The organism is Nakamurella panacisegetis (assembly GCF_900104535.1).
In the GTDB taxonomy this organism is placed as follows: domain Bacteria; phylum Actinomycetota; class Actinomycetes; order Mycobacteriales; family Nakamurellaceae; genus Nakamurella; species Nakamurella panacisegetis.
Window position 1 is genome coordinate 101,103 of the sequence record NZ_LT629710.1, and the last position, 26,943, is coordinate 128,045.

The window sequence follows — 26,943 nt, forward strand, 5'->3', positions numbered from 1 at the left end:
GGTGCGTCATCCGTGAACGTTCTTGAGGGCTTCCCGAATCGACAGCGGCTGCATCTCGGCCCGATGGCGGGCGACGAAGTCGCCGACCCAGGCCGGGTCGGTCCGGGCGTAGTCGCGAAGGGCCCACCCTATGGCCTTGCGGATGAAGAACTCACGGTCGCCCATGTTCGGCTCGATCACCGCGGCCAGGAGGTCGAGGTCAGTGGCGCTCCGGAGGCCGAGCTGGCCGAGGATGGCCGCCCGACGCAACCACTGATCGGGCGCCGTCGACCATTCGATCAGCACCGGCCGGATCTGCGCCGGGTGCGCCACCAGCAGCTCGCCGATGCGGCGCGCAATCTCGTCGACGTGATCCCACCACGCGCCGGTGACGATCATCTCCTGGTACAGCGGCAGCAGTTCCAGAACGCCCCGGGCCGGCCTGGCCCTCGTGAGAGCGGTGGCCGCGTAGCGCTCCTCGCGGAATTCCGCCTCCCGCCAGAGCGTCACGGCCGCGTCCCGGAGCTGCTCCACGGTCATTGCCGGTTCCTGCCGGAGGCGTTCCGTCACGATGGCCCGCACCTGGGGAACGGGCACCCCCAAGAAGGGCATCGCCGACTTCATGTAGGCCTGCATGCCGGGCGCGCACGACTGATCGGCCTGGGCCCGCATCGTGCTCCGCACGTCCTCGACCAGCGCGGTCACGTCGGCGCGTCCGGGTGCGGCATGGATCAACTTCATCGTGGTGGGACGGGAGGGACAGAAGTCATCACTTTCGTCCATGCCTGAGAAGTTGATCCACGCCGAGCGCGGGTCAGCCCCAGTAGCGGTGCAGGCTGCTGTCGACCGGGACGCCTCCGTTGGAGTAGTAGACCGGCCGGATCTGCACGTACATCCCGACGTCGGGCGCCTCCAGCAGATACGGGACGCCCTTGATCAGGCCGAGGTAGATGGCCACGTGGCCCTGGTACCCGATGATGTCGCCCGGCTGGCCCTGGCTCCACGGGACCGACTTCCCGGCGGCGCGCTGTGCCCCGGAGTAGCCCGGGATGTGGACCCCGGCCTGCAGCAGGACGTACGCGGTGAGACCGGAGCAGTCGAATCCGACGATTCCCTGGCAGGAGTTCTCCGCCCCGCCGGCTCGCGCACAACCCTGGTCGGCGCCGCCACCATTGGTACCGCCGCCGTACACGTACGGCAGCCCGACGGCCGCGAACCCGGCGGCCAGGCCCTTGGCCACCGCTGCGGTCGGCGCCTTGATGACGGCACCGGCTGCGGCCGACGCGACATGCTGGCTGCTGGGCAGGGTCACGTTGAGCCCGTTGACGCCGCCGTTGGCGTCCGTACCGCCGCCGGTGGGGCCGAAGTACTTCACGAACAGGAAGAAGAAGTTGCGGTTCCCGTACGAGCTGCACTTGTCCCCGACACCGGGATATGCGGCCAAAGACGCCGCGTTCGGCTGGTACGGGGTGTAGTCGTACAGGGATGCGGTCGCCGTGTTGCGGATGTAGACGTTCGACCCGCCGCAGCCGCTCTGGGCGACGTTCCACAGGATGTTGACGGTCTTGCCGGCCTGGTAGTTGTACTTGGTCGGGTCGATCCGGTACCGGGCCCACTGCTTGGCCATGCCGTACGTCTGGTTGAACAGACCGGAGTACTGCGGGTCGCAGTTGGCCGATCCGCCGGGACCGGTGTCCGGGCAGTGCCATCCGAAGGCGGCGTTGTAGCTCGCCATGGTGGTGTCGGTGCGGGTCAGCAGGGCCGACTCCTTCTGCAGCGTCACCAACATCACCTGCGGGTTGATCCCGCAGGCGACCGACAGCTTCAGCACGATCGAGGCGAAGTCCTCATTGGTGCCGCCCTTGTAGGCGGCGCAGTACTTGTCGGCCGGTTGGCTCGGCGTGGACAGCTTCAGCGATCGGAGGCACGCGGCCGCGGTGCAGGCGGCGCCCTTGCTGTTGATGAAGGTTCGCAGGTCGGCGATCGTCATCGACTTGGTGTTGTAGAACACCGCGTCGGAGATGATCATCCCCGGATCGAACGAGGTCGACCGGCCGCCGGTGGACGGGCTGCAATCCACCGGCGCGGGAGTCGTGGCCGGCGTCGCGGCCGGCTGATGGGGGCGCGAGGTCGGGTCTGATTTGACGCCCGGATCGTCGTTGCGGCCGGTCGGGACCGGCGGTTCCGGTGGGTCCGGGTTCACCGCGACGTCGGGCCGGGTCACCTTCGTGGTGGGGCTCACCGCGGTGGTCGGCTTCGGCGTCGAGGTTGCGGTCGCCGGCTTGGTCGTCGCCGCGGTCGTGGTGGCAATGGTGGTGGCCGTGCGCGGCGTCGTCGAGCTGGCCGGGGCGGTCGACGTTGCCTTCGTGGTGGGGGTGGGCGTCGTCGGCGCGGTGGTCGGAGTCGTCGTCGACGTCGACGTCGAGGTCGAGGTCGAGGTCGAGGTCGAGGTCGAGGTCGAGGTCGAGGTCGAGGTCGAGGTCGTGGTGCTCGATCCGGAGCTGGCCGTCGCCGTCGTCGTCACCGTGGTCGACGCGTCGGTCGAGGTCGTCGACGTGCTCGGATCAGCCGCCGTGGTGGTGCTCGTCGACGAGGTCGCGGTCAGCGAGGAGGAATCCGTGGTGGATGCAGCGGTGGTATCCGTGCTCAGCGGCAACTGCGCGGCGAACGCCGATCCCCCACCTCGCAACCCGGGCGCCGGGGCCGGGCGGACCGCCGCGACCGCCTTCGTCGAGGCCTTGGTCTTCACCGTCGTGCCCTGGGAGGCCGGGGCGACCAGGGTGATCACCGGCGCCCCGACGAGCTTGGCGGTCAGGGCCTCGGACAGGCCGTACCACTGCTCGACGTTGCGGCCGACATTGGTCTTCTGGATGACTTCACCGATCTGCCAGTCGAGGCGACCGTCGGTCTCGTACCGCGGCACCAGCTTGAGCAGCTGCTGGAAGAACATGGTGGCCGCGCCGGTGGCGTCGAGCCGGTTGTACTGCGTGTACAGGCCGGTACTGGGATCGATTCGCTGCTGGAAGAGCCCGATGTACGGGCCGCGGGTGGCCGCCGGATCCAGCGACGACTCCTGCATCGCTACGGCGAGCGCGATCCGGATTCCTCGGCGGGTGACCTTCAGCTTCTTCCCGACATCGACGATGGTCGACGCCGACGTGGTCTGCAGCGCACTGAGTTTCACGCCGTCGAAGGTGCCCCCCAGCGCGACCGTCGTGGTTGGCGTCGTCGGAGTGGGCGTGGTGGGAGTGGGGGTAACCGGGCACGGCGCGGTGGAGGTGGAGGCCGGCGAGACGGCGGACGCGGACGCGGACGACGGGTAGGCCGCCAGCCCGAGAACGAGAGCGGCGACCGCCCCCACGACCGCCCCCCGGGATCGACCGCCTGACGTCTTCCGACGGTGGCGTCCACGACGTGCCGGCACGTCGACTGCGGCGGTGGATGTCAGTCGCACGTGAGCACTTGTCCCCTGGATCAATTCGGCGTGATATTCGCGGGCACCGGGCTCGAAAGCCGTCCCACTGCTCCAAATGGCGTACACGAATCTTAGAGCCTGGCCGTGATATGCACTACGCAATTCACTCGATCGTGCCCGATCGGCGTACAACCTGGCCGGCGAAGGACGGAAACGAATTCACGATCCGAAGATTCTCCACTCGAACGCCCCATACGTCATCATGCCGGGCGGGGGTACGTGACCAAGGTAGATTGGGCCTCCAGAGTCGCCGCGGCCGATTGTTGAGTTGATCGTCACAGCACACGGCGTTGACATTGCTCGCGCGGACAGGGGAAACGATGGGAATCCGGGACGTCCTACGAGGATTGCGGAGCGGCGGGAAGACCACCGAGGACGACGGGCTGGACGCCGAGGCGCCCGAGCCGACCTGGTTCCAGCCCCGCTACGACGGCTGCTACCAGGTGGCCGGAGCCGGCATCGTGCTGCGATTCCTGCCCGGCGGACGTGCCTTCGAGTCGACCGACGGGGACGATCCGGGCCCGCAGCAGCAGAACCCGTGCCGCGGCGAATACACCGCCGCCGGCCGGTTCAACGTCCAGCGGCAGTTCGAGCGCATCGTCAGCTACATCGTGCACGAGGCGGACCCGATCGCGATCCGGGACGGGTTCGAGGCCAACCGATTCGACGCCGCCACCCGCGTCGCCGCCGATCTGCAGTTCGTCTTCAAACCCGACGCCGACTAGCCCAGCGCCACCACGGCTTCGCTGGTGAGGGTGAAGAAGGTCAGCGACTCCTGGAAGTACAGCTGCACCGTCGATGCGTCGTGCGTCAGATAGCCGATGGACAGGTCCTGGCCGACGTGCAGTTCGAAGTCCCCGCCGCGGGTGCTGACGACGAGAGCGCCGTCGAGTGCCGGGGCCCAGATGATCTCGCCGTCGACCAGCCGGGCCAGGTGCTCGTGGATCGGGTAGCCGTGATCGGACGTCTCCATCACTCCGGTGTAGGCATCGGCCGACAGCAGTACGGAGTACGGCCCGTTGACCCCGGCCAGGCGCAGCGCCGAGATGGCCTGACTGACGATGTTCGGGTAGTCCCGGAAATCGGCCGGCAGCGGCAACGCGGGATTCGAACTGCCCTCCCGCAGGCCGACGATGCCGGCCGCCGCGTAGCCGTCCAGGACGGCCCGGTCCTCGGCGAACGCCATCTGCTTGGCGGCCTCCTTGACCGGCTGCCAGTCCGAGTCGCGAGAGCCGCGCTCGACGTCGTCGATGGCCTCCCGGCTGACGAAGAACGGCACCCGCAGTTCCACCAACGACTGCACCTGGCGCTGCCGGGTGATCACCCCGGCCGCCGGTGACTCGACGTCCAACAGGTGCCCGGTGCCCACCGCGGACAGTGCGGTGCCGCCGGGCCCGACCAGGTCGACGACCCGGCGCCCGGCCAGGTGCCGCTTGAACGTGCGCCTGGCTTCCTCCTCGATCTCGTCCCAGGCCGCCGCGGAGATCGGCGCCAATTCGCGGTGCAGGTTGTTCATGGGTTGCTCCCGGTGGTGTGCGGAGTTCGGTGGTCGGCGACCGTGGGGTCGCGTCAGGACGGTTTCAGGCTCCCGATGCCCAGCGACCCGTCGACCGCCGGCTGGTCCGACGCACCGGTCGGGGCCGCCACGGCCGGGGTGGAGTCCGGTGCCGGCGGCGGATCGTCCAGGAAATCGGCCGTCGGAACGAAGAACAACGCCCCGGTGCGGGCGGTCGAGAAGTCCAGGATCCGGTCGTAGTTGCCGGCCGGATTGCCCAGGAACATGTTGCGCAGCATGGTTTCGGTGACAGCGGGATCGCGGGCGTAACCGATGAAGTAGGTGCCGAACTCGGCGGTCCCGACCCGGCCGAAGGGCATGTTGTCCCGCAGAATCTGCAGCTGGACCCCGTTCTCGTCCTGGACGACGTTCAACGCCACGTGCGAGTTCGCCGGCTTGACCTCGTCCGGCATCTCGATGTCGGTCAGTTTGCTGCGACCGATCACCCGCTCCTGCTCATCGGTGCTCAGGGCGTTCCAGGTATCCAGGTCGTGCACGTACTTCTGCACGATGACGTAACTGCCGCCGGTGAAGTCGGGGTCCTCGTCACCGATGAGCACCGCCCGCGCGGCGGCGTTCCCGCCCGGGTTCTCCGTCCCGTCGACGAAACCGAGCAGGTCGCGGACCTCGAAGAAGCGGAACCCGTGCACCTCGTCGACCGCCGTCGTGGCGCCGGACAACCGGTTCATGATCTGCGAAGCCAGCTCGAAACAGGCATCCATCTGACCGGCCCGGAAATGGAACAGCAGATCGGCCGGCGTGGCCGGGGCCTCGTGCCTTACCCCCTGCAGCGGCACGAACGGGTGCAGTCGCGCCGGGCGCGGGCCGGCGAACAACCGGTCCCAGGCGTCCGATCCGATGCCGACCACGCAGGTCAGGGCGGCGGCGGGGACCCGGAACCCGACCGAACGGAGCAGCCCGGAGAGGTCCGCCAGGAGGTCCCGGACGGCGTCCTCACCGCCGGGATCGATGGTCAGCGACAGGAAGATCGCACTGCCGGTCAGCGGCGCCAGGATCGGCTGCGGTTCGGCCGGACTCGTCATCTGCGGTGCGCTCCTGGCTCGGTGGGCGTGACGCCGGGGTGGGCGGGATGGAGGGACCGAGTCTATGGCGGGCGCTTCGGATCCGGCCGGGCCCCCCGCTGTTGCCTCGGACACCCTGCCGTGCCGCGTAGGCTGAGGAGTTGTGAATGCCGACGAATCCGCTGAACTCAAGGCCCTCGAAGCGACGATGACCAGCATCGAGGCCGTCCTGGACATCGATCGGCTCAAGGCGACCATCGCCGAACTGTCCGAGCAGGCCAGCGCGCCCGACCTCTGGAACGACCAGGAGAAGGCGCAGCAGGTCACGAGCAAGCTGTCGCACGCGCAGTCGGAGTTGAAGAAGGTTCAGGAGCTGCGTCAGCGCCTGGATGACCTGAACGTCCTGTTCGAGCTGGGCGAGGACGACCCGGCCACCCACGCCGAGGCGCAGGCCGAATTGATCGCCGCGCATGCGGAGGTGGAGACGATGGAGGTCCGCACCCTGCTGTCGGGCGAGTACGACGTCCGTGAGGCGCTGATCACCATCCGCTCCGAGGCGGGCGGGGTCGATGCCGCGGATTTCGCCGAGATGCTGATGCGGATGTACCTGCGCTGGTCGGAACGTCACGGGTACGCGACCGAGGTGTACGACACGTCCTACGCGGAAGAGGCCGGCATCAAGTCGGCGACCTTCCAGGTCAAGAGCCCGTACGCCTACGGCACCCTCTCGGTCGAGCAGGGCACGCACCGGTTGGTGCGCATCTCCCCCTTCGACAACCAGGGTCGCCGGCAGACCTCGTTCGCCGGCGTGGAGGTGATCCCGGTGCTGGAGACCAGCGACCACATCGAGATCGACGAGAAGGAACTGCGGGTGGACGTGTATCGCTCGTCCGGTCCGGGCGGTCAGGGCGTCAACACCACCGACTCCGCGGTCCGGATCACCCACCTGCCCACCGGCATCGTCGTCTCCTGTCAGAACGAGCGGTCCCAGATCCAGAACCGGGCCTCGGCCATGGCGGTGCTCGGCGCCAAGCTGCTGGTCCGCCGCAAGGAGGAGGAGAAGGCGGCCATGGATGCGCTGCGCGGTGACGGCGGCAACTCCTGGGGCAACCAGATGCGGTCCTACGTCCTGCACCCGTACCAGATGGTCAAGGATCTCCGCACCAACTTCGAGGTCGGAAACCCGTCGGCCGTGTTCGACGGAGACATCGACGGCTTCCTGGAGGCCGGCATCCGCTGGCGTCGCTCGGCCGATCCGGGCAGCAACTGATCGTGATGGCGCTCCCGTTGGCCGTCGACGCGTTCGGGGTGGCCCCGGTGCTGCGCGGGCCGCAGGTGACCTTGGTCCCGTTGGGTGTGCGGTACCTGGACGACTACCTGACGATGCTGGCCGACCCCGAGGGCAACCGTCTGACCGGGACGACGGCGGCGTTCGACCGGCGAGGGATCACCGAGTGGCTCACCGGCCGCCAGGAGCACCACGACCGGGCCGACTGGGCGATCGTCGACTCCGACACCGACGAGTTCCTGGGCGAGGTGGTGCTCAACCAGTTCGATCCGGCGCAGGCGTCGGCCAACTTCCGCATCAGCCTGGCCGGGCCGTCCGCCTACGGCCACGGTCACGGCACCGCGGCGGCCCGGATGGCCCTGCGGCACGGCTTCGAGACGGTCGGGCTGCACCGCATCCACCTCGAGGTCTTCGACTTCAACGCACGGGCCCGTCGGAGTTACGCCAAGGCCGGCTTCCGCGAGGAGGGCGTGCTGCGGGAGGCCCACCACGACGACGACGGCTGGCACGACGTCATCGTGATGGCCCTGCTGTCCACCGACCCACGCCCCGCGGCCTGAACCCGGGTCCGGGCCGGCTTCAGACCGCGGCCAGCTTCTCGTCCTCGCTCCGCTGGGCGAGCTTCTCGTCGAGCCGCTCCCCCTCGATGTCCGGGTCCGGCACATAGCGCGCGAACCACTGCGGGTGGTACCAGATCTTGCCGCCCACGATCGCCATGACGGCCGGCACCAGCGTGAGCCGGACGATGAACGCGTCGATGAACACACCGAGGGCGAAGCTGAAGCCGATGGCCTTGGTGATCGGTTCAGGGGCCAGCAACACCGACACGAAGATCGACACCATGATCAACGCGGCCGCCGTCACCACCCGGGCCGACTGGCCGGTGCCGGTGATCACCGACTCCCCGGCCTTTCCGGTCTTGGTGAAGTGTTCCTTGATCCGAGAGACCACGAACACCTCGTAGTCGCTGGAGAGCCCGAACATGATCGCGATCAGGATCACCGGCAGGAAGCTCAGGGTCTCGGTCGGCTCCACCCCGATCAACTTGGCCCCCCAGCCCCACTGGAAGATGGCCACCTGGGATCCGAGCGCGGCCCCGGCCGACAACAGGAACCCGATGATCGACTTGATCGGTACCAGGATCGTCCGGAAGGCAAACGTGAGCAGCAGGAACGCCAGGATGACGATGGTGATGACGAAGATCGGGAGCGCGTCCAGCAGTTTCGCCGAGACGTCGATGTTGGTCGCGACCAGACCGCCGACCAGCAGGGTGGCCCCGGTCGTTCCCTCCAGCGTGGATCGCTGGTCGCGGATGCGGTTGACCAGATCGGCCGTGGCCGGATCGTTCGGTCCGGTGGTCGGGACGACGCTGATGATGGCGAGGCCGTTGGTGACGGCCGAGACCGACGACGACGCCACTCCCGGGATCGCGCCCATCGCCGAGGCGATCCGGGCCGCCGGTGCCGCCGTGGTGATGTTCTCGGCCACCACGGTCAGGGCGCCGTTGTAGCCCGGACCGAAGTGCGCCGTCGTCAGGTCGTAGGCCCGGCGTGACGTGTCCGTGGTCGGGTTGGACCCCGCCCCGGGCAGGCCGAGCTTCATGCCGCCGATCGGGATGCAGAGCACGCCCAGCACGATGACCCCGATGATGACGACCGGCACCCGGCGCCGGACAACCCAGTTCGCCCACCGGGTCCCGGCCAGCTTCTCCGGAGCGTCGACAGCCGTGCGAGCGGCCACGCCGGCCCGGCGCAGGCCCGGGATGCGGGCAACCCGGCCGGCCCGCCGACCCAGGAACCCGAACACGGCCGGCAGCAGCGACATGGAGATGAGCAGGGCGATCAGCACGGTGAACGCGGCGGCCAGGCCCATCGTGGTCAGGAACGGAATACCGACGACCGAGAGACCGCACAGCGCGATGATGACGCTGAGACCCGCGAACACCACTGAACCTCCAGCGGTGCCCGCGGCGCGACCGGCCGCCTCCTCCGGGTCGAGGCCGTCGAGCAGGTAACTTCGGTGGCGGGACAGGATGAACAGGGCGTAGTCGATACCGCAGGACAATCCGAGCAAGGTCGCGACCGTGGTCGCCGACGACGCGATGTCGACCACCGCGGCCAGCGCCGTGACCGCGAACGTCGTGGTCAGCACACCGATCAGGGCGGTGACGACGGGCAGGCCGGCGGCGACCATCGAGCCGAAGGTGATCAGGAGCACGATCAGCGCGACCAGCAGGCCGATGGCTTCGGAGTTGACGGCTGATTTGGCCTTCGGGTACACCCCACCGCCGAACTCGACCTCGACGCCGGCCGCCTGGGCCCCGGTGACCGCGGCCTGGACCGCGTCGAGGGTGGACGTCGTCACCTCCGCGGCGACGGTGTCGTAGCTGATACTGCCCAGGGCGACGTGTTTGTCGGGCGAGATCGCGCTGGTCTGGAACGGGTCGGTGGCGCTGACCACCTGACCTTTGATGGCGGCCAGCTTCGTCACCGCTGCCTCGATCGCCGTCCGGTACTTCGCGTCGGTGATGTCACCGTCCGAGGCGGCGAACACGACCTGGGTCGAGGCGCCGGAGGCGGCCGGCAGCTTGGCCTGGAGCACCGAGACCACCTGCTGCGCCTCGGTCCCGGGGATGGTCACCGCGTCATTGGTCTTGCCCCCGCTGACCGATGCGATGACGCCGGCCCCGATCAACGCCACCAGCCAGACAGCGAGGACCGCCCACTTCTTGCGGAAGCACCAGCGGGACAGGCGGTACAGATAGGTGGACAACGGACTTCTCCTTCTTTCGGTCGATCACTGACTGTCCCGCCTCGGCTGCGTCGTCGTGAGCGGTCTCGGGAATACTCGGCGGCTGTGCCGCTCAGTACGTGGCGCGGCCGCCGCTGATGTCGTAGACCGCCCCGGTGGAGAAACTGCATTTCTCCGAGGCCAGCCAGGCCACCAGCTCGGCCACCTCCTCCGGCTCCCCGATCCGGCCCATCGGGATCAGGCCGGCCAGGCGGGCGAGTACCTCCGGTGCGGTAGCCGCGTTCATCGGGGTGTTGATGACGGCCGGGGCGATCGCATTGACCAGCACGCCCGACGACGCCAGCTCCTTGCCGAGCGACTTGGTCAGGGCGATCACCGCCGCCTTCGAGGCCGAATAGGCCGACAGTTGGGGGTTTCCGTCCTTGCCGGCGATGCTCGCGAAGTTGACGATCCGGCCCCAGCCTCGCTCGCGCATGCCGGGCACCACCGCTCGGCAGAGGTGGAAGATGCCGGTCACGTTCACCGCGAAGGTGGTCGCCCATTCCGTGTCGGAGATCTCCCAGAGCGGTTTGTTCGGCCCGATCACCCCGGCCGAATTGATCAGGATGTCCACCGGGCCACAGCTCTCGACGGCCGAGGCGACCGCGCCCGCATCGGTGACGTCGACCGTCAGGTCGGCATCAGGCGATCGGTCGAGGGTGAGGACGGTGATCCCGTCCGCCCGCAGCCGTTCCGCGGTGGCTCGGCCCAGACCGCTGACCCCTCCGGTGACCAATGCCGTTCGACTCATCCCTGTCCCTCCGTGGTCGCGACGCAGATCGCCCCGGTGACCGGCAGGTCGCCGACGATGCGCCGGGTGCTCGTGTCGAGAACCTCGACCCGGTCGGCGCGAGTGGCCGCGACGAGTAGCCGGGCCCCGCTCCGGGTCATCTGCCGGGGCCAGGCTCCGCAGTCGACCTCCTCGACCCGGGTGCCGTCCACGGTGAACACGGCGACGGTGTCGGCGCCACGGTTGGCCAGGTACAGGCGCGTCCCGTCGGCCGAGACCAGAAGATCGCTCGGGTAGTTGCGGTCGGCCCCTGGTCGCTCGGTGGCCGGGACGGACCGCCAGTCGACCAGCCGTCGGCCGTCCCGGCGGGCCAGCAGCAGGGACGAATCCAGTTCGCCGGAGACCGCGACCCGGTCTCCGGCCAGCAGCACCAGATGACGAGGTCCCGACCCGGCCGGAGCCGACGAGACCACCGGATCGACAAGACGACCGCCGATCGATCGGTAGCTGATCACCTGGTCGGCGCCGAGATCGGTGACCAGCACCTCGTCGCCCGGACCGAGGACACTCTGGTGGGGATGAGCGCCGTCCTGCCGCTCCGCGTCCGGGCCGGGTGACCCCGACCGTTCGAGAACCGTTGCCGCGCCGAGCGATCCGTCCGGCCCCACCGGCAATACGGCCACCGATCCTGAGCCGTAGTTGGTGACCACCAGATGCCGACCGTCCCGACCGAGTACACAGTGGCACGGTTCGGTACCGCCGGTTCCGACCGGTTCGCCCACGGCCCGGATCCGGTGACCGTCGATCCGCCAGGCCTGGGCCAGGCCCGATCCGACTCCCGACACACCGAACAGCCAACGGCCGGTGGGATCCGGGCAGAGGTACAGCAGCTCGTCGACCGGGGTGATCGGCCCGACGGCAAGGAGGTCGGAGGTGAACACGCTCACTCCGGCCGAGCCGGCCACGTAGATCATGCTGGCCACGAGCCCGGAGCGGCGGGTGCGTTGCGGCGCAGCCCTTCTCCAGGACGCTCCCCGGTCGACAGTCCCCCGCGCAGCACCGGCGTGCCGTTCACCAGCACGTCGTCGATTCCGACGGCCGTCCGCCGCGGGTGATCGTAATCGGCCCGGTCGACCACGGTCGCCGGGTCGACGACGACGAGGTCGGCCGCGGCGCCGACGACAATCCGGCCGCGGTCGCCCAGTCCGTGACGGGCGGCGGTCCGCCCGGCCAGGTGGGCCGCGGCCTGCGACCAGGTCATGTCCCGTCGTTCACGCACGTGACGCCCCAGGTAACGGGCGAATGTCCCCCACCCGCGCGGATGGGGATGACCACCGAGGTAGATGCCGTCGCTGGAGCCCAGATGTGCCCGGTGGGCGAAGATCTCGCCGAACTCGGCGACCGGCCGCTGGTGCGGGACCTTGAGCACGGCACTGACCGCCAGATCCGACGCGGCGATCAGGGTGAGCCCGAAGTCGCCCGGATCCGAGTCCACCCGGGCCGCCGCCTGGGCCAGCGTCAAACCCTCGGCCCAGGCGAATTCCGCCGTGCCGATCCCGGCGAGAGTGATGTTCTGCGCCCAGGCCGGCCCCAGGTCAGGGCGCAACGCCATGAGGGGCAGCCACTCTCGTGTCACGCGGCACCGGACGGCCGGGTCTCGCAACTGTTCGGCGGCCCGCCGGGCCCCCAGCCGCAGCAGGTCCGGCGGCAGCATGGGCATGGCCAGCAACGAACATCCTCGCCGGTAGGGGTAGGCATCGAAGGTGAGGTCGATGCCGTCGTCCAGGGCCGCGTCGACCCGCGAGGAGATCAGGTGGACCGGCCCGTGCAGGTGCGAGACGTGTACCGGAACGTCGGCCGCACGGGCGATCTCGCACACCTCGTCGATACCGGAGGCCAGGTTGGCCTCGTACCCGCCGCGCATGTGCGTCACGTACAGGGCGCCCGCCCGCGCCACCGGGCGGGCCAGCTCGACCAGTTCGGCGGTGTCGGCGAAACAGCCGGGTGCGTAGTCCAGGCCGGTCGAGAGGCCCAGCGCCCCCTCGGCCAGGCCATGCGCCACGTGGCGGGCCATCTCGGCCAGTTCGGGGGGCGTGGGCGGTCGGTCGGCGTCACCCATCACGAGTTGCCGGACGGTGCCGTGGGGCACCAGGTAGCCGACGTTGACCGGGCTCCCGCCGGACCATCCGTCGAGCAGGTCGGCCACGGTCGAGCCCCGGTAGGTCGGATGTGCCCCGTTGAGCGCGCCGAAGTAGGCGGTGGCGTAGCGGCCGTCGCCGGGGGCGAAGGAGACGCCGTCCTGCCCGGCGATCACGGTGGTCACCCCCTGCCGCAGCAGGGCGTCGGCGACCGCGGGGTCGAACACCGCGGCGTCGGCGTGGGAGTGCGCGTCGATCAGCCCGGGCAGCACCAACCGGTCGGTGCAGTCGACGACCAGGTCGCCGGGCTCCGGGTCGACCGCCCCCACCGCGGTGACCCGCTGCCCGGCGACCGCGACATCGGCGCGCCGTTCACCGGTGTCCGCGCCGTCCACCACGATGCCTCCGCGCAGTATCACGCGCCTCATCAGGTGTCACCGTCGGGGACCACAGGCGTTCCGGCGATGGCGATCTCGTCGGCCATCTGCAGGCGCCCGGCGAGCAGGCCGCCGTCGACCGGCAAGGTCACCCCGCTGATCCACGAGGCGTCGTCCCCGGCCAGGAACAGCACGGCCGCGGCGACGTCCTCAGGGCGTCCGATGCGACCGAGCGGGTACCACTTCGCGGCCCGGGTGATCACGTCGGGATCGACCGCCATGCGTTCCTCCCAGATCGGCGTGGCCACGGTGCCCGGTGCCACTGCGTTGCAGCGGATTCCGTGCCGGCCGTACCGAACGGCGATGCTCCTGGTCAGGCTGATGAGGCCGGCCTTGGCCGCGCTGTACGCCTCGTTGCCGACATAGGTCAACCCGTTGACCGAGGCGATGTTGACTATCGCGCCACCGCCGGCGGCGATCATGCCGGGCAGTACGGCCGAGATGGTGTGGAAGGCGCCGTCCAGACTGACGGCGATGTCCCGGCGCCAGATCTGCTCGGACAGGGAGTCGAAGGGCACGTCGGAGGCGACGGCGGCGTTGTTGACCAGCAGCCCCACCGGCCCCGCCGCCCGCTCGACCTGCTCGATCATGGCCGAGACCTGTTCGCGCACCGTCACATCGACCGTGACGGGGCGTGACCCGGCGATCGTGGCCGACACCCGCGCCGCCGCGTCGCCGTCGATGTCGGCGACGACCACCAGATCCCCGGCTGCGGCCGCCCGGGCCGCGATCACGGCACCGATCCCCGATCCGGCACCCGTGATCACGCTGACCCGCCCGGCCATCAGAAGTATGTCCGGATCATGCCGACGACGTGGGGGTCGTCGGCATCGGTATCGGCCAGCATCGGTATCAGCGTCCACTTGTCGATGGCCGTACACGGGTGGGACAGGCCCAACCGGATGATGTCCCCGACCTGTACGTCGTCGCCGGTGCCGACTCGCATGAAGGCGTGCTGATCGTTGAGCCCGGTGATGCTCGACCCGCGCACCGAAATGCTGGGAGCGTCCGGGCGCAGTCGCAGCTGTGGCTCGGGATACCCCTGGTCGAACGGGAGATCCCGGCGACCCGCGTCGAGCAGAGCCAGCCCGGGCTCCGGCTGCGAGACCACCCGGGCGAACGCGTGCATGGCCGATTCGAACGCCGGGCCGTCCGAGCGGGTGGACGGGGTGACGGAGCGGTAGTAGCCGTCGTCGTGGATCACGTAGGCCCCCGACCGGAGCACCACTTCGGTGGCCGGACCGGTCGTCCCCTCCGGGTCGGCGAGTCCGGCCAGCCGGGCCGCCACCTGGTCGAAATAGGCGCTGCCACCGACGGTGACCATCGCCCGGCCGGCGGTCGTCAGGTCGTACAGGGGCGAAACCGCGGCGTGCAGCGCGGCCAGGTCGTCGAGATACGCGTCGACGGCGGACAGTTGCCCGGCATCGGTTCCGTGGGCCACGGCCCCCTCGTATCCGCTCACTCCGACCAACCGGAGCCGGGGCGACCGGGCGACGGCTTGCGCGACGGCCGTGGCTGCGGCCAGCCCCCGGACGCCGGTACGACCGCCGAGCACACCGAGTTCGACGCACACGTCCACCGACGCCCCGGGCGGGAGCCCGTCCGTCATCAGTTCCACCGCCCGCACCGAGTCGACCCAGCTGGAGAACCGGAACGACGGGTCGGCGGCCTGCTCGGCCGCGAGCCATCGAAGGGCGCCCGGCCGCAACAGCGCGTTGGCCAGATGGATACGCGGCAGACCGAAGGCGCGCCCGACGCGCACCTGTGGCTCGTTGGCCAAGGTGATGCCCCAGGCACCGGCCTCGAGCTGGGCCAGATACAGCGCGGGCGCCATCGTCGTCTTGCCGTGTGGAGCCAGAGCCAGCCCCCGCTCGGCGCACCATGACGCCATGGCGGCGATATTCCCGGCCACACAACGGGAGTCGAGAGTCAACAGGGGGGTGCCGAAATCGGAGAGCCGGGCCCCACTGACCAGGAACTCGCTCACCGTGTACCCGTCGGCGACGGCCGGTGCGGCCTTGAAGCGCCAGTCCAGCACTTCGTCGCCGAGGGCCGCCACGGCGGCGCCAAGTGGTGCGAGTTCGGGGATCACGACGCTGACCTTACGAGGCGGCCGCGGGTCCCCGGTTCCCGCCCGGGGGCCGGCCACCCCGATCCGCCGATCCGACGCCTGGCCACCAGATGCTCAGGTGGCTCGGGCAAGGCCGAGCGAAGCGAACCGATGGCCGGGGAAGATCGTGGCCAGACTCCCGACCGACAGTCGTTTCTGGATCAGTTCGCCGAGCACGTCGTAGGCATTGTTGACCGACGGCACGTCACCGTCGGCCAGGGTGGCCGCCGACAGCGGGGTCCACTTGCCGAACACACTCGCCCGCGCCAGCCCGCCGCCGAGCAGGAACATGGTCGAGCCGGTCCCGTGGTCGGTGCCGTTCGACGCGTTGATCTGCACCCGCCGGCCGAACTCGGTCATGACGGCCACCGTCACCCGCTTCCGGCGGGCCGGGCCGAGGTCGGTCATGAAGGCGGCCAGGGCATCTGATGCCGATCTGGTCAAGGCATCGAGATCACCGGCCTCGTCGGTGTGGGTGTCCCACCCGCCGACGTCGACGGTTGCCACCTCGACGCCGACCTCGCTCCGGAGCAACGTGGCCAGATCGGCCAGGGACGACGCGAAGCCGCCCTTCGGGTAGACCGCTCCGTGCTGGGGCCCGGCCGACGCGTTGGCTTTCTGGGCGGTGCCGATGGCGCTCAACGTGGTCGTCACGTCCTCGGCCAGCGCGCCGGCGAATCCTCGGTAGAGCGAACTGATCGCCGCCATGCTCTGCGGCTTCACCCCGTCCCACCCCGGGAAGTTGAAGGCGGCGAGCGAACTCATTCCGAGCTTCTGCTGGTTCCCGGCGAACGAGGCGGGCATCGCCGACCCCTCGGCCAGGGCCCGGAACGTGGTGCCCGGCCCCAGCGCCTGCAGCGTGCGGTCCAGCCAGCCGGTGGTCGAGGACGGGCCGCCGCGCTCGAGCACCTGTTGCGCCTGGAAGTGGCTCCGGGTCACCCCGGCCGCCGAGACGGCCGGCACGAAGGCGAGTTCGCCGGTGGCCCAGAGCGGCAGCAACGAGTCGAAGCCCTTGTTCACACCCCATCCCGATGTGCCGGCGAGAGCACGGATGTCGGCATTGGCGGGCACGAGCGGCCCGCGCACACTCCGCAGATACCCGCCGCCCAGGAGGTCGCCCTGCGGGATCAGCATGCGGAGGCCGTCGGCCCCGCCACGCAGGAAGACGACGACCAGGGTGTTGCCGGTCGACGCGGCCGACGCGGCGTAGGCGACCCGGGTGGTCACCAGTTGCGAGGCCAGCGCGGCCACCCCGGCCATGCCGACGCCCTGCAGCATCCGGCGGCGGGTGAAACCGCGGGACCAGGCCGCGTCCTGGTCGGCCAGACCGGCCTGCACCTTCTCGGCGTGCCGGCACAGCACCTCCGATGGAACGCCGCGTGTCGTCATGGGCCCTCCCGGCCGGTCAGCGTCGCGCATGGTCGGGTCCGTCCAGGATGAGCGGCACCAAGTGGTCCAGGTACCACCGCAGATTCGAACCGGCGAGCGGGGTGGACGCCGGTTCACCCAGGAATTTCTGCAGAGCGGCCATGTCGCCGGGGCGCAGCGGGTTCCCGACCAGTCGCTGGGTGAGGGCGGCGATCGCCGCACCGCTGGTGGCCGGCTTGGCCGGCCCGTACAGGGTGGTGTTGGCCGGCGCGGCGAACTGATCCTTCCACCAGTTCTGGGCGAAACCGCGGTGGTACTCCCACAGGCGCAGCAGGGTGCTGGACGACCGCCACGCGGCCGACACATCGGGATAGCCGTTGGGCGGGGCCCATTCCAGCGGCACGTTGCCCATCGACGCGGTCATCCACCGCAGGGTGTCCAGCGCCGCCCTGGTGTCGCGCCCCATGTTCACATCCAGGATCCGCAGAGTGGCCAGGAGGTTCTCGGTCGGGCGCCGGAGCTTCTGCCGCTTGCTGGCCCAGAACTCGGCCGATGTGTAGATCACCTTGAGGGCCGGCAGGATGGCGGTGTGACCGGCCAGGTAGGCCTGCGCCACGCGGGCCACCAACGCGGCCGGCGGGTTGTCGGAAACGTAACGGACGCAGAGCTTCTGGGCCAGATGCGATGCGGTGGCCGGGTGGCCGGCCAGGTAGCGCAGGTAGGCGTCGCCGACGGCCTGGCCGTCGCCCGGTCCGGCGTTGTCCGCGGTGAACCCGAGGATCTTGACCTTTCCGGTCCAGTGGTCGGACGGGCGGTACACGTAGCTCCCGTTGTCATCCACCCCGCGACCGGTGAGCAGTCGGGCCGAGTTCTTGACGTCCGATTCGCTGTACCGGGCTCCGAGCCCGACGGTGTGCAGTTCCAGCAGTTCCCGGCCGTAGTTCTCGTTCACCAGCCGCTTGGTGGATTCGGCCAGGTTCAGATACCGCAACATGGCCGGGTTGCGGGCAGAGGCCACCAGCATGTCGCTGAACGTGCCAAACGCATACTTGCGGATGACGTCGCGGTCGATGGTGTGGCGGATCCAGGTCTGGCCGTCGGCGTGGTTGGCGACGTTCAGATGATTGGCGAAGAAGTCGACCACCGTCTCGAACAGCTGGGCCGGGCTGAAGGCCTGAAGCCCGAGGGTCACGGCGGTGAGCTGGTCCATCATCTCCCAGCCGTACTCGTGACCGGACGCCTTCAGGGCCGCTCTGACCTGGGCCGGGCTCTTGGTGAGGAGCGGTCCGGCGGCGGCGATCCTGGAATGGGCACCGTAGTTCGGGTACCGCCGCCCGAGGGTGACCTGGCTGTCCCACCAGTTGATCGGGGTGTACCGGGTCAGCCAGTTCAGAGTGCCCGGCGTGGCGCCGAAGGAGAATCGGGAGAGCAGGTGGAACCGCTGGGCCGCAGTAGGTTTCGTCGGGACCGGGCTGGCCGCCATCCGCGTCACCTTGTACCTTTCGTGCGGATCGGCCTGGGTGCCGCCGGTCGATCCGTGAATTGCGGCTACGTAACGCGTTCTCCGATCTACGGAACGTCACCAGGCTAGGAGGTATCCCCCGGTTTGGCCAGGCTGTGGCCACAGTTCACTCTCGGGTGCCCACCGTCAGGGTCGGGCGAGTGCTCTGCGTATCGCCGGGACGACGTCATCGGCGGATCGCGAGGTGCTGACCACCACGATGGTCGTGCTCTCGTCGACCGAGCGTGACGACGAGCCGAACAGCGCCACCACCTGCTGCATGGCGTGATCGACCTCGCCGATCGGGTCGGTGGTGTCTCCACGCAGCCAGCGCCGCAGTACGTGGTTGTGGGCGGCGGCGACCGACGAGGCCATCAGTTCGGCCCGCAGCGCATCGTCCTCGGTCGGACCCATCCAGTTGGCGATGAACTCGCGGAACAGGCGCTGATACTGCGCCACACTGGCGATCTCACGATCCCGGAGGGCCGACACCCGGCTGGTCAACGCGTATCGCATCCGCGCTCGGTCCCCCTCCTCGACGTACCGGAGCAGAACCAACCGGACCGCTTCGGACACCGCAACCAGTGCGGTGCTGTCGGTCGAGGCGTCCAACCGGCGCCGGATGGCCTCCATCAGGTGCTCGTGGTCGGGGAAGATCACGTCGTCCTTCGACCGGAAGTTCCGGAAGAAGGTGGTCCGGCCGACGCCGGCCCGCTCGGCGATCTCCTCGACCGTGGTCAGGTCGTAGCCGCGCTCGCCGAACAACTGGAATGCGGCGGCGATCAGGCGTTCCCGCACCGGGGTCATGCTCACGGCCTCATCCTTCCGCACCCGGGGTGGCCGGGCGCGCCACCTGGTGTTGTCCCGATCGATGGTACGCAGTACCGTTGCATGAGCACCCCGTACCGCAGGACACGCGGAGAGGGCGAGAACAGGCCGATCCAATGGAGGATCCTCGTGACCCAGGTCGACCCCGACACCGTGGCCACCGCGGACATGCACACCACGGCCGGCAAGCTGGCCGACCTGCGCGCCCGGATGGAGCAGGCCCAGCACCCGGGGACGCCGGAAGCGATCGAACGCCAGCATTCACGGGGTCGGCTCACCGCTCGAGAGCGGGTCGACCTGCTGCTGGACGCCGGCTCCCTGGTCGAGTTCGATGCCCTGGCCCGGCATCGATCCAGCAATTTCGGGCTGGCCGACAAACGGCCGGTCGGTGACGGCGTGATCGCCGGTCACGGCACGGTCGACGGCCGTCAGGTGTGTGTGTTCTCCCAGGACGTCACGGTGTTCGGCGGCGCGCTCGGCGAGGTCTACGGCGAGAAGATCGTGAAGGTGATGGACTTCGCCCTCAAGACCGGTCGGCCCCTGGTCGGCTTGATCGAAGGCGGTGGCGCCCGCATCCAGGAGGGGGTCGTCTCCCTCGGCCTCTACGCCGAGATCTTCAAGCGCAACGTGCACGCGTCCGGGGTGATCCCGCAGATCTCGGTGATCATGGGAGCGGCCGCCGGCGGCCACGTCTACTCCCCCGCCCTGACCGACTTCGTGGTCATGGTCGACCGGACGTCCCAGATGTTCATCACCGGACCGGACGTGGTCAAGACGGTCACCGGTGAGGACGTGACGCTGGAGGAACTGGGCGGCGCGCGCACCCACAACACCCGGTCCGGCAACGCCCACCACCTTGCCGCCGACGAGCACGACGCCATGGAATTCGTCCGTGCTCTGCTGTCCTACCTGCCGTCCAACAACCTCTCGGTGCCCCCACCGGAGGGCGACTGGCCCGCTCCCGGGCCCGCCGACGACGAGCCGACCGACACCGATCTGGCCCTGGACACGCTGATCCCCGACTCGGCGAACCAGCCCTACGACATGAACACCGTGGTGCAGGCCGTGCTCGATGACGGTGAGTTCCTGCCGGTGCAGGACCTGTACGCCCCCAACGTGATCACCGGATTCGGACGGGTCCGCGGCCGCAGCGTTGGCATCGTGGCCAACCAGCCCATGCACCTGGCCGGCACCCTGGACATCAACGCATCGGAGAAGGCGGCCCGGTTCGTCCGCACCTGCGACGCGTTCAACGTCCCGGTCCTCACCTTCGTCGACGTCCCCGGTTTCCTGCCGGGCACCGACCAGGAGTGGAACGGCATCATCCGGCGCGGCGCGAAGTTGATCTATGCGTACGCCGAGGCGACGGTCCCGCTGGTCACGGTGATCACCCGCAAGGCCTACGGCGGGGCCTATGACGTGATGGGATCCAAGCATCTCGGGGCCGATGTCAACCTGGCCTGGCCGACCGCGCAGATCGCGGTGGTCGGCGCGGCCGGCGCCGTGAACATCCTCTACCGCCGCGAGCTCGCCCGCGCCGAGCGCAACGGTGACGACGTCGCCGCCGTGCGGAGCCAGCTGCAGACCGAGTACGAGGACACCTTCGCCAATCCGTATCTGGCCGCCGAGCGCGGCTACGTCGACCAGGTGATCGCTCCGTCGGAGACCCGGGCCGCGATCGGCCGCGCACTGGACGTGTTGGCCGACAAGCGCGAGATCCTGCCGCCCCGCAAACACGGGAACATCCCTCTGTGAGCGCCCGGCCCGACCACCGGGACGAGGACGACGTGGCGGCGGTGATCGCCGTGCTGTCCGCCCTGGCCGCGTCCGTCCCGGCGCCCGAGGTGCCGGCGCCGCGGTCGTTCTTCGCCCGTCAGCTCGGTCCGGTATCGCCGCAGACACCCGGTGCCTGGTGGGCGTCAGGACTGCCGCGATGAACACCACCGCCCGCCGGGTTCCGGCCCGCCGACTCCACGGGGATTGCTGATGCACACCGTTCTGATCGCCAATCGCGGCGAGATCGCCGTCCGGGTCGCGCGGGCGTGCGCCGACGCCGGGCTGCGATCCGTCGCCGTCTACGCCGACCCGGATGCCGACGCCCTGCACGTCCGGGCCGCCGACGAGGCCTACGCCCTGCGCGGCAGCACCCCGGCCGATTCCTACCTGGACATCGCCAAACTGCTGGACGTGGCCGCGCGGGCCGGTGCCGACGCCGTTCATCCGGGCTACGGTTTCCTGTCCGAGAACGCCGACTTCGCCCAGGCCGTGCTGGATGCCGGGCTGATCTGGATCGGGCCGTCACCCCAGGCGATCCGCGATCTGGGCGACAAGGTCACGGCCCGGCACATCGCGACCAGGGCCGGTGCCCCGCTGGTGCCCGGAACCGCCGAGACCGTCAGCGGCGCCGACGAGGTGATCGCGTTCGCGACCGAACACGGCCTGCCGGTAGCCATCAAGGCGGCCTTCGGAGGCGGCGGCCGCGGGCTGAAGGTGGCCCGGACCATGGCCGAGATTCCGGAGCTGTACGACTCGGCGGTCCGCGAGGCGGTCGCCGCGTTCGGGCGGGGCGAATGCTTCGTCGAGCGCTACCTGGACCGGCCCCGGCATGTCGAGGCCCAGGTGCTGGCCGACACCCACGGCAACGTGATCGTGGTCGGAACCCGCGACTGCTCGCTCCAGCGCCGCCACCAGAAACTGGTGGAGGAGGCGCCGGCGCCGTTCCTGACCGACGAGCAGCGCGCCCGGATCCACCAAGCGGCCAAGGCGATCTGCGCGGAAGCCGGCTACCACGGAGCCGGCACGGTGGAGTTCCTGGTCGGGCGGGACGGGACCATCTCCTTCCTCGAGGTCAACACGCGACTGCAGGTCGAACACCCGGTTTCGGAGGAGACCAGCGGCCTGGATCTGGTGCTGGAGCAGTTCCGTATCGCGGTCGGCGAGAAGCTGCAGTACGAGGGGGATCCGGTGCCGCGGGGTCATTCGATCGAGTTCCGCATCAACGGCGAGGATCCGGGTCGCGGGTTCCTCCCCGCTCCCGGCACGGTGACGTCGTTCCATGCGCCGAGCGGGCCCGGCGTGCGGGTCGACTCCGGGGTCGAGTCGGGGTCGGTGGTCTCGGGTGCGTTCGACTCGCTGCTGGCCAAGGTGATCGTCACCGGAGCCGACCGGCCCCAGGCGCTGGCCCGGGCCCGGCGGGCCCTGGCCGAGATGCGCGTCGAGGGCATGGCCACGGCGCTGCCGTTCCACCGAGCGGTGCTGGCCGATCCGGCCTTCGTCGGCGACGGGCAGTCGTTCGACGTGCACACCCGCTGGATCGAGACCGAGTTCGACAACCAGATCCCCCCGTTCGGCCCAGTCGACCTGACCGGCTCACCGGCCGTCGAAGCGAGGCAGACCATCGTGGCCGAGGTCAACGGCCGTCGGGTCGAGGTGGTGCTTCCGGCCGGCCTGGGCCAGAGCGTGGCGACCGCGGGGGCACCGGCCCGGGCCCGTCGAGCCCGGAAGGCGGCCGGCCCGGCGGCCTCCGGACACGCGGTGGTCGCCCCAATGCAGGGCACGGTCGTCAAGGTGGCGGTCGCCGACGGCGACATCGTGGTTACCGGCGATCTGATCGCGGTCATCGAGGCGATGAAGATGGAGAACCCGGTCAACGCGCACAAGGACGGCACGGTGAGCGGCCTGAGCCTGATCGTCGGCGCTCCGGTCGTCGGCGGCGCCGTCATCGCCGAGATCGTCTGACATGCGCCCGGAACAGGCAATCTGGGAGAGCCAGGCGGCCGCGGTGCTCCGCCGGGCCCGACGGTTGCCGGCCGACGCTCCGGACGAGGCGGTCTGGGCGACCCTGACCCGCACCACGGTGGAGGGCATCCCGGTTCCCCCGCTGGGCCTGCCCGGCCCGGCGCCGAGCGTCGACGACGGCCGACGCAACGGCCCGTCGGGCGGATGGCAGATCCGGGCCGCCGTCGTCGATTCCGATCCGGACCGGGCCGCGGACACGGCCCTGGCGGAATGGCAGGACGACTCCGATTCCCTCTGGATCCGGATCGGCGGGGCCGGGGTCGCGCCGGATGACCTGACGCGGGCCCTGCACCTCCTCCCGCTCGATGCCGTCCCGGTGGTGCTGGAGGCCTCCGGCGCCACGTCGGACATCCAGGCCGCCCGGGCCTTCTCCGCGGTGCTGGAGCGCCGCGGGCTGCGTCCGGCCGGTGCGGGTTCGCTCGGCGGCGACCCTCTGGGGCGGCTGGTCCGCCGACGCGGAACCGGACCGGAGGTGGAGCCGGCTGTTCGTGATCTGGCTGCCCTGGCCACCGATCTCGGGATCGGGGCCCTGGTGGTCGACGGAACGGCCGTGCACGACGCCGGAGCCGGCGATGCCGGCGAACTCGGCTACGTCCTGGCCGGCTGCGTGGCCTACCTGCGGGTCCTGGAGTCGATCGGCGTCACGGTCTCGGCCGCGCTGGCCCTGCTGCAGGTCCGCCTGGCGGCCACCGACGAGGAGTTCTCGACGATCGCGAAGTTCCGGGCGGCCCGGCTGCTGCTGGCCCGGGTGACCGAGCTGTGCGGCGGCCAGGGTGAGCCGGCACCGCCGATCCACGCCGTCACCTCCGGCCCGATGATGACGCGGTACGACCCGTGGACGAACCTGCTCCGTACCACCGTGGCCGCCTTCGGGGCCGGGGTGGGCGGGGCGGATGTCCTGACCGTCCAACCCTTCGATGCGGCCCTGGGTATCCCCGACCAGCGTTCCCGTCGTTGGGCCAGGAACATCTCGTCGCTGTTGATCGCCGAATCGCACGTCGCCGACGTGCGTGACCCGGCCGGCGGCGCCTGGGCCATCGAGACCCTGACCGATCGCATTGCCGACGCCGCCTGGGCGGCGTTCCTGGAGATCGACCGCGGCGCCGGCATCGCCGGACGCGCGCAGGATGGCTCGCTGACGGCCATCTTCGCACCCACCGCGGCCGAGCGGACGCGGCGGATCAACACCCGCCGCCAGCCGATCACCGGGATCTCCGAATTCCCGTTGGCCGGCGAGCAATTGCTCAACCGACCGCCTCATCGGGAACCGGTCGACGGTCGCGACCACCAGACCCCTTCCTGGGCCGCCGGTTTCGAGACACTGCGGGACCGGCCGAGCGCCTCGGTGTTCGTCGCCACGCTGGGCCGGCTCGCCGACTACAACGCCCGGTCCGGATTCGTGGTCAATGCATTCACCGCGGGCGGTATCGGCGTGATCGAGGCCGGGCCGACCCGGACCGCGGACGAGGTCATCCAGCGCTACCGGGCCCGACCGTCACCGGTGGTCTGCCTGGCCGGCCCGGATGCGACCTACGCCGACCGGGGCGCTGAGGTGATAGCCGGGTTGCGCGCAGCGGGCGCCGCCCGCGTGGTGCTCGCCGGTCGCCCGGCGGGCGACCTGGCCGACCTGGTCGACGATCACATCGCCGCCGACGATGACGTGCTGGCCTTCCTGTTGCGCACCCGGCAGGCGCTGGCCACCGACCCCGGATCGGAGAACCACCGATGACCGTTCCCTCGGACTTCACCGGATTCTCCTGGCGGGGAACGAAGATCGCCGAGCCGGTCGACGGTGCGGCTGCCTTCGACGCCCCCGAGGGCGTCCGGATCTCGCCGGTCTACTCACCGGGCGATCTGGACGGCGTCGGCACCCTGCACACCTTCCCGGGATCGCCCCCGTACCGTCGAGGGCCGTACCCGACCATGTACACCACCCAGCCCTGGACCATCCGGCAGTACGCCGGCTTCTCGACGGCGGCGGAATCGAACGCCTTCTACCGCCGGAATCTGGCCGCCGGGCAGAAGGGACTGTCGGTCGCCTTCGACCTGCCGACGCACCGCGGATACGACTCCGACCACCCCCGGGTGGTCGGCGATGTGGGAATGGCCGGGGTGGCCATCGATTCAATTCTGGACATGCGCGAATTGTTCGACCACATCCCGTTGGGCAGTACGTCGGTGTCGATGACGATGAACGGGGCGGTGCTGCCGATCCTGGCCCTGTACATCGTGGCCGCGGAAGAACAGGGCGTGCCCCCGGAGAAACTGTCCGGCACCATCCAGAACGACATCCTCAAAGAATTCATGGTGCGCAACACCTACATCTACCCACCCGATCCGTCGATGCGGATCATCTCCGACATCTTCCTGTACACGGCCGCGAGAATGCCGGCCTTCAACTCCATCTCGATTTCCGGTTACCACCTGCAGGAGGCCGGTGCCCCGGCCGACCTGGAGCTGGCCTACACATTGGCCGACGGAATCGCCTATCTCCGGGCCGGGCAGGATGCCGGGCTGGACATCGACGCCTTCGCGCCGAGACTGAGCTTCTTCTGGGCGATCGGGATGAACTTCTTCATGGAGGTGGCCAAACTCCGGGCGGCGCGGGTGCTGTGGAGCCGGATCGTCGCCGAATTCGGCGCGAAGAATCCGAAATCGTTGTCACTGCGGGCCCATTGTCAGACCTCCGGCTGGTCGCTGACGGCGCAGTCACCGTTCAACAACGTGGCTCGTACGTGCATCGAGGCGATGGCAGCCACCCAGGGGCACACCCAATCCCTGCACACCAATGCGTTGGACGAGGCCATCGCCCTGCCGACCGACTTCTCTGCCCGCATCGCCCGGAACACCCAGCTGTTGCTGCAGCAGGAGTCGGGCACCACCGCGATCATCGACCCATGGGGCGGGTCCTATTACGTCGAACGTCTCACCGACGATCTGGCCGACCGGGCCTGGTCGCACATCCAGGAGATCGAGGCAGCCGGGGGAATGGCCAAGGCGATCGAGGCCGGCATCCCGAAGCTGCGGATCGAGGAGGCGGCCGCCCGCACCCAGGCCCGGATCGACTCCGGGTCACAACCGGTGGTCGGGATCAACACCCACGTCGCCGACGACGAGGCGCTCGAGGTCCGGAAGGTCGACAACCGCGCCGTGCTGCAAGCCCAGATCGCCAAGCTGGAGCGACTGCGGGCCGACCGCGACCAGCAGGCCGTCGACGCCGCCCTGGACGCGTTGACCGCGGCTGCGTCGGCCGGGCCGTCCCGGTCGGGGGACCTGTCCGGCAACCTGTTGGCGCTGGCCGTCAACGCCGCCCGGGCCCGGGCGACGGTGGGTGAGATCTCGGATGCCCTGGAGCGGGCCTACGGACGCCACACGGCGGTGATCCGGACGATCACCGGCGCCTACCGTGAGGCTTCGGGCGACGACGACGCGGTCGCCCGGGCGCTCGCCGCCACGGCGCGGTTCGCCGAGGCCGAGGGACGCCGCCCGCGCATCCTGGTCGCCAAGATGGGGCAGGACGGCCACGACCGCGGCCAGAAGGTGATCGTCTCCGCCTTCGCCGACCTGGGGTTCGATGCCGACGTCGGGCCGCTGTTCTCGACTCCGGCCGAGGTTGCGGCCCAGGCGGTCGACGCCGACGTGCACATCGTCGGGGTGAACTCCCTGGCCGCCGGACATCTGACGCTGGTTCCGCAACTGCGCGATGCGCTGGCCGACCTGGGGCGGCCGGACATCATGATCGTCGTCGGCGGGGTCATACCGCCGGCCGATGTGCCACTGCTGCTGCAGGCCGGGGCGACGGCGGTGTTCGGACCGGGCACCGTCATCGCCACCGCCGCGCTCGATCTGCTGAGGCGGCTCTCACCGTCGGTCGTCTGAGCCGTTGTGACGACGAGCCGGCGAACGTCCCCGCGCCGGCGCGTC

The 26,943-nt window shown here is 69.9% G+C and carries 21 protein-coding genes; 8 read left to right on the top strand and 13 right to left on the bottom strand.

Annotated features, from left to right (window positions below; translation table 11 throughout):
• Positions 1–6: 6 nt before the first annotated feature.
• Positions 7–762, bottom strand: a complete 756-nt coding sequence (locus tag BLS97_RS00495; protein ID WP_197676333.1) for a DNA alkylation repair protein — start codon at positions 760–762, stop codon at positions 7–9.
• 31 nt (positions 763–793) lie between these two features.
• Entirely contained in the window at positions 794–3,340 is a 2,547-nt protein-coding gene (locus BLS97_RS23320) for a C40 family peptidase (RefSeq protein ID WP_231988275.1), read from the bottom strand.
• Positions 3,341–3,774: 434 nt separating this feature from the next.
• On the opposite strand from BLS97_RS23320, the gene BLS97_RS00510 reads away from it, so the two are divergent.
• On the top strand, positions 3,775–4,179 hold the full coding sequence (locus BLS97_RS00510) for a hypothetical protein (RefSeq protein WP_157695090.1): 405 nt from the start codon (positions 3,775–3,777) through the stop codon (positions 4,177–4,179).
• Here BLS97_RS00510 and BLS97_RS00515 read toward each other — a convergent pair.
• A complete protein-coding gene (locus BLS97_RS00515; protein WP_090474070.1) occupies positions 4,176–4,970 on the bottom strand; it encodes a family 1 encapsulin nanocompartment shell protein in 795 nt (264 codons plus the stop codon). The two genes, BLS97_RS00510 and BLS97_RS00515, sit on opposite strands and share 4 nt — an antisense overlap.
• Positions 4,971–5,023: 53 nt before the next feature.
• Positions 5,024–6,052, bottom strand: coding sequence for a Dyp-type peroxidase (locus BLS97_RS00520; protein ID WP_090474071.1), 1,029 nt, complete (start codon positions 6,050–6,052; stop codon positions 5,024–5,026).
• A 187-nt stretch (positions 6,053–6,239) separates the two neighbouring features.
• Here BLS97_RS00520 and prfB point away from each other — a divergent pair, with 187 nt between their 5' ends.
• Together prfB and BLS97_RS00530 are read left to right on the top strand one after the other, a co-directional pair.
• Entirely contained in the window at positions 6,240–7,301 is a 1,062-nt protein-coding gene (gene prfB / locus BLS97_RS00525) for a peptide chain release factor 2 (RefSeq protein ID WP_090480915.1), read from the top strand.
• A 5-nt stretch (positions 7,302–7,306) separates the two neighbouring features.
• Complete coding sequence (locus tag BLS97_RS00530) at positions 7,307–7,879, top strand: GNAT family N-acetyltransferase (protein ID WP_090480918.1); 573 nt, start codon at positions 7,307–7,309, stop codon at positions 7,877–7,879.
• 19 nt (positions 7,880–7,898) lie between these two features.
• On the opposite strand, the gene BLS97_RS00535 is transcribed toward BLS97_RS00530, so the two are convergent.
• The 9 genes from BLS97_RS00535 to BLS97_RS00575 all read right to left on the bottom strand — a co-directional run bounded on the left by BLS97_RS00535 (position 7,899) and on the right by BLS97_RS00575 (position 19,206).
• A complete protein-coding gene (locus tag BLS97_RS00535; RefSeq protein WP_090474072.1) occupies positions 7,899–10,091 on the bottom strand; it encodes an MMPL family transporter in 2,193 nt (730 codons plus the stop codon).
• Between the two features lie 91 nt (positions 10,092–10,182).
• Positions 10,183–10,860 carry an SDR family NAD(P)-dependent oxidoreductase gene (locus tag BLS97_RS00540; protein WP_090474073.1) on the bottom strand — a complete coding sequence of 226 codons (678 nt, stop codon included), beginning with the start codon at positions 10,858–10,860 and terminating at the stop codon, positions 10,183–10,185.
• Positions 10,857–11,813, bottom strand: a complete 957-nt coding sequence (locus BLS97_RS00545) for a lactonase family protein (RefSeq protein ID WP_231988479.1) — start codon at positions 11,811–11,813, stop codon at positions 10,857–10,859. The genes BLS97_RS00540 and BLS97_RS00545 overlap by 4 nt, the downstream gene beginning before the upstream one ends.
• Positions 11,810–13,405 carry an N-acyl-D-amino-acid deacylase family protein gene (locus tag BLS97_RS00550; RefSeq protein ID WP_090474075.1) on the bottom strand — a complete coding sequence of 532 codons (1,596 nt, stop codon included), beginning with the start codon at positions 13,403–13,405 and terminating at the stop codon, positions 11,810–11,812. The genes BLS97_RS00545 and BLS97_RS00550 overlap by 4 nt, the downstream gene beginning before the upstream one ends.
• Positions 13,405–14,199 carry an SDR family oxidoreductase gene (locus BLS97_RS00555; RefSeq protein ID WP_090474076.1) on the bottom strand — a complete coding sequence of 265 codons (795 nt, stop codon included), beginning with the start codon at positions 14,197–14,199 and terminating at the stop codon, positions 13,405–13,407. Before BLS97_RS00555 ends, BLS97_RS00550 begins: the two co-directional genes overlap by 1 nt.
• Entirely contained in the window at positions 14,199–15,506 is a 1,308-nt protein-coding gene (locus BLS97_RS00560; protein ID WP_231988276.1) for a type III PLP-dependent enzyme domain-containing protein, read from the bottom strand. Before BLS97_RS00560 ends, BLS97_RS00555 begins: the two co-directional genes overlap by 1 nt.
• Positions 15,507–15,599: 93 nt before the next feature.
• Positions 15,600–16,913, bottom strand: coding sequence for a DUF1501 domain-containing protein (locus BLS97_RS00565; RefSeq protein WP_157695092.1), 1,314 nt, complete (start codon positions 16,911–16,913; stop codon positions 15,600–15,602).
• A gap of 16 nt (positions 16,914–16,929) precedes the next feature.
• Positions 16,930–18,375: a DUF1800 domain-containing protein gene (locus tag BLS97_RS00570; protein WP_090474078.1), complete on the bottom strand. Its 1,446-nt coding sequence runs from the start codon at positions 18,373–18,375 to the stop codon at positions 16,930–16,932.
• A gap of 165 nt (positions 18,376–18,540) precedes the next feature.
• On the bottom strand, positions 18,541–19,206 hold the full coding sequence (locus tag BLS97_RS00575) for a TetR/AcrR family transcriptional regulator (protein WP_197676335.1): 666 nt from the start codon (positions 19,204–19,206) through the stop codon (positions 18,541–18,543).
• A gap of 183 nt (positions 19,207–19,389) precedes the next feature.
• Here BLS97_RS00575 and BLS97_RS00580 point away from each other — a divergent pair, with 183 nt between their 5' ends.
• Genes BLS97_RS00580 through scpA form a run of 5 tightly spaced genes read left to right on the top strand, consistent with a single transcriptional unit; the run spans position 19,390 to position 26,898 of the window.
• Positions 19,390–20,976, top strand: coding sequence for an acyl-CoA carboxylase subunit beta (locus BLS97_RS00580; RefSeq protein ID WP_197676526.1), 1,587 nt, complete (start codon positions 19,390–19,392; stop codon positions 20,974–20,976).
• Positions 20,973–21,158: a hypothetical protein gene (locus BLS97_RS00585; protein WP_090474080.1), complete on the top strand. Its 186-nt coding sequence runs from the start codon at positions 20,973–20,975 to the stop codon at positions 21,156–21,158. Before BLS97_RS00580 ends, BLS97_RS00585 begins: the two co-directional genes overlap by 4 nt.
• 49 nt (positions 21,159–21,207) lie before the next feature.
• Positions 21,208–22,959, top strand: coding sequence for an acetyl/propionyl/methylcrotonyl-CoA carboxylase subunit alpha (locus BLS97_RS00590; RefSeq protein ID WP_090474081.1), 1,752 nt, complete (start codon positions 21,208–21,210; stop codon positions 22,957–22,959).
• Position 22,960: 1 nt separating this feature from the next.
• Entirely contained in the window at positions 22,961–24,748 is a 1,788-nt protein-coding gene (locus tag BLS97_RS00595; RefSeq protein WP_090474082.1) for a methylmalonyl-CoA mutase family protein, read from the top strand.
• Positions 24,745–26,898, top strand: coding sequence for a methylmalonyl-CoA mutase (gene scpA, locus BLS97_RS00600; RefSeq protein WP_090474083.1), 2,154 nt, complete (start codon positions 24,745–24,747; stop codon positions 26,896–26,898). Before BLS97_RS00595 ends, scpA begins: the two co-directional genes overlap by 4 nt.
• Positions 26,899–26,943: the final 45 nt, after the last annotated feature.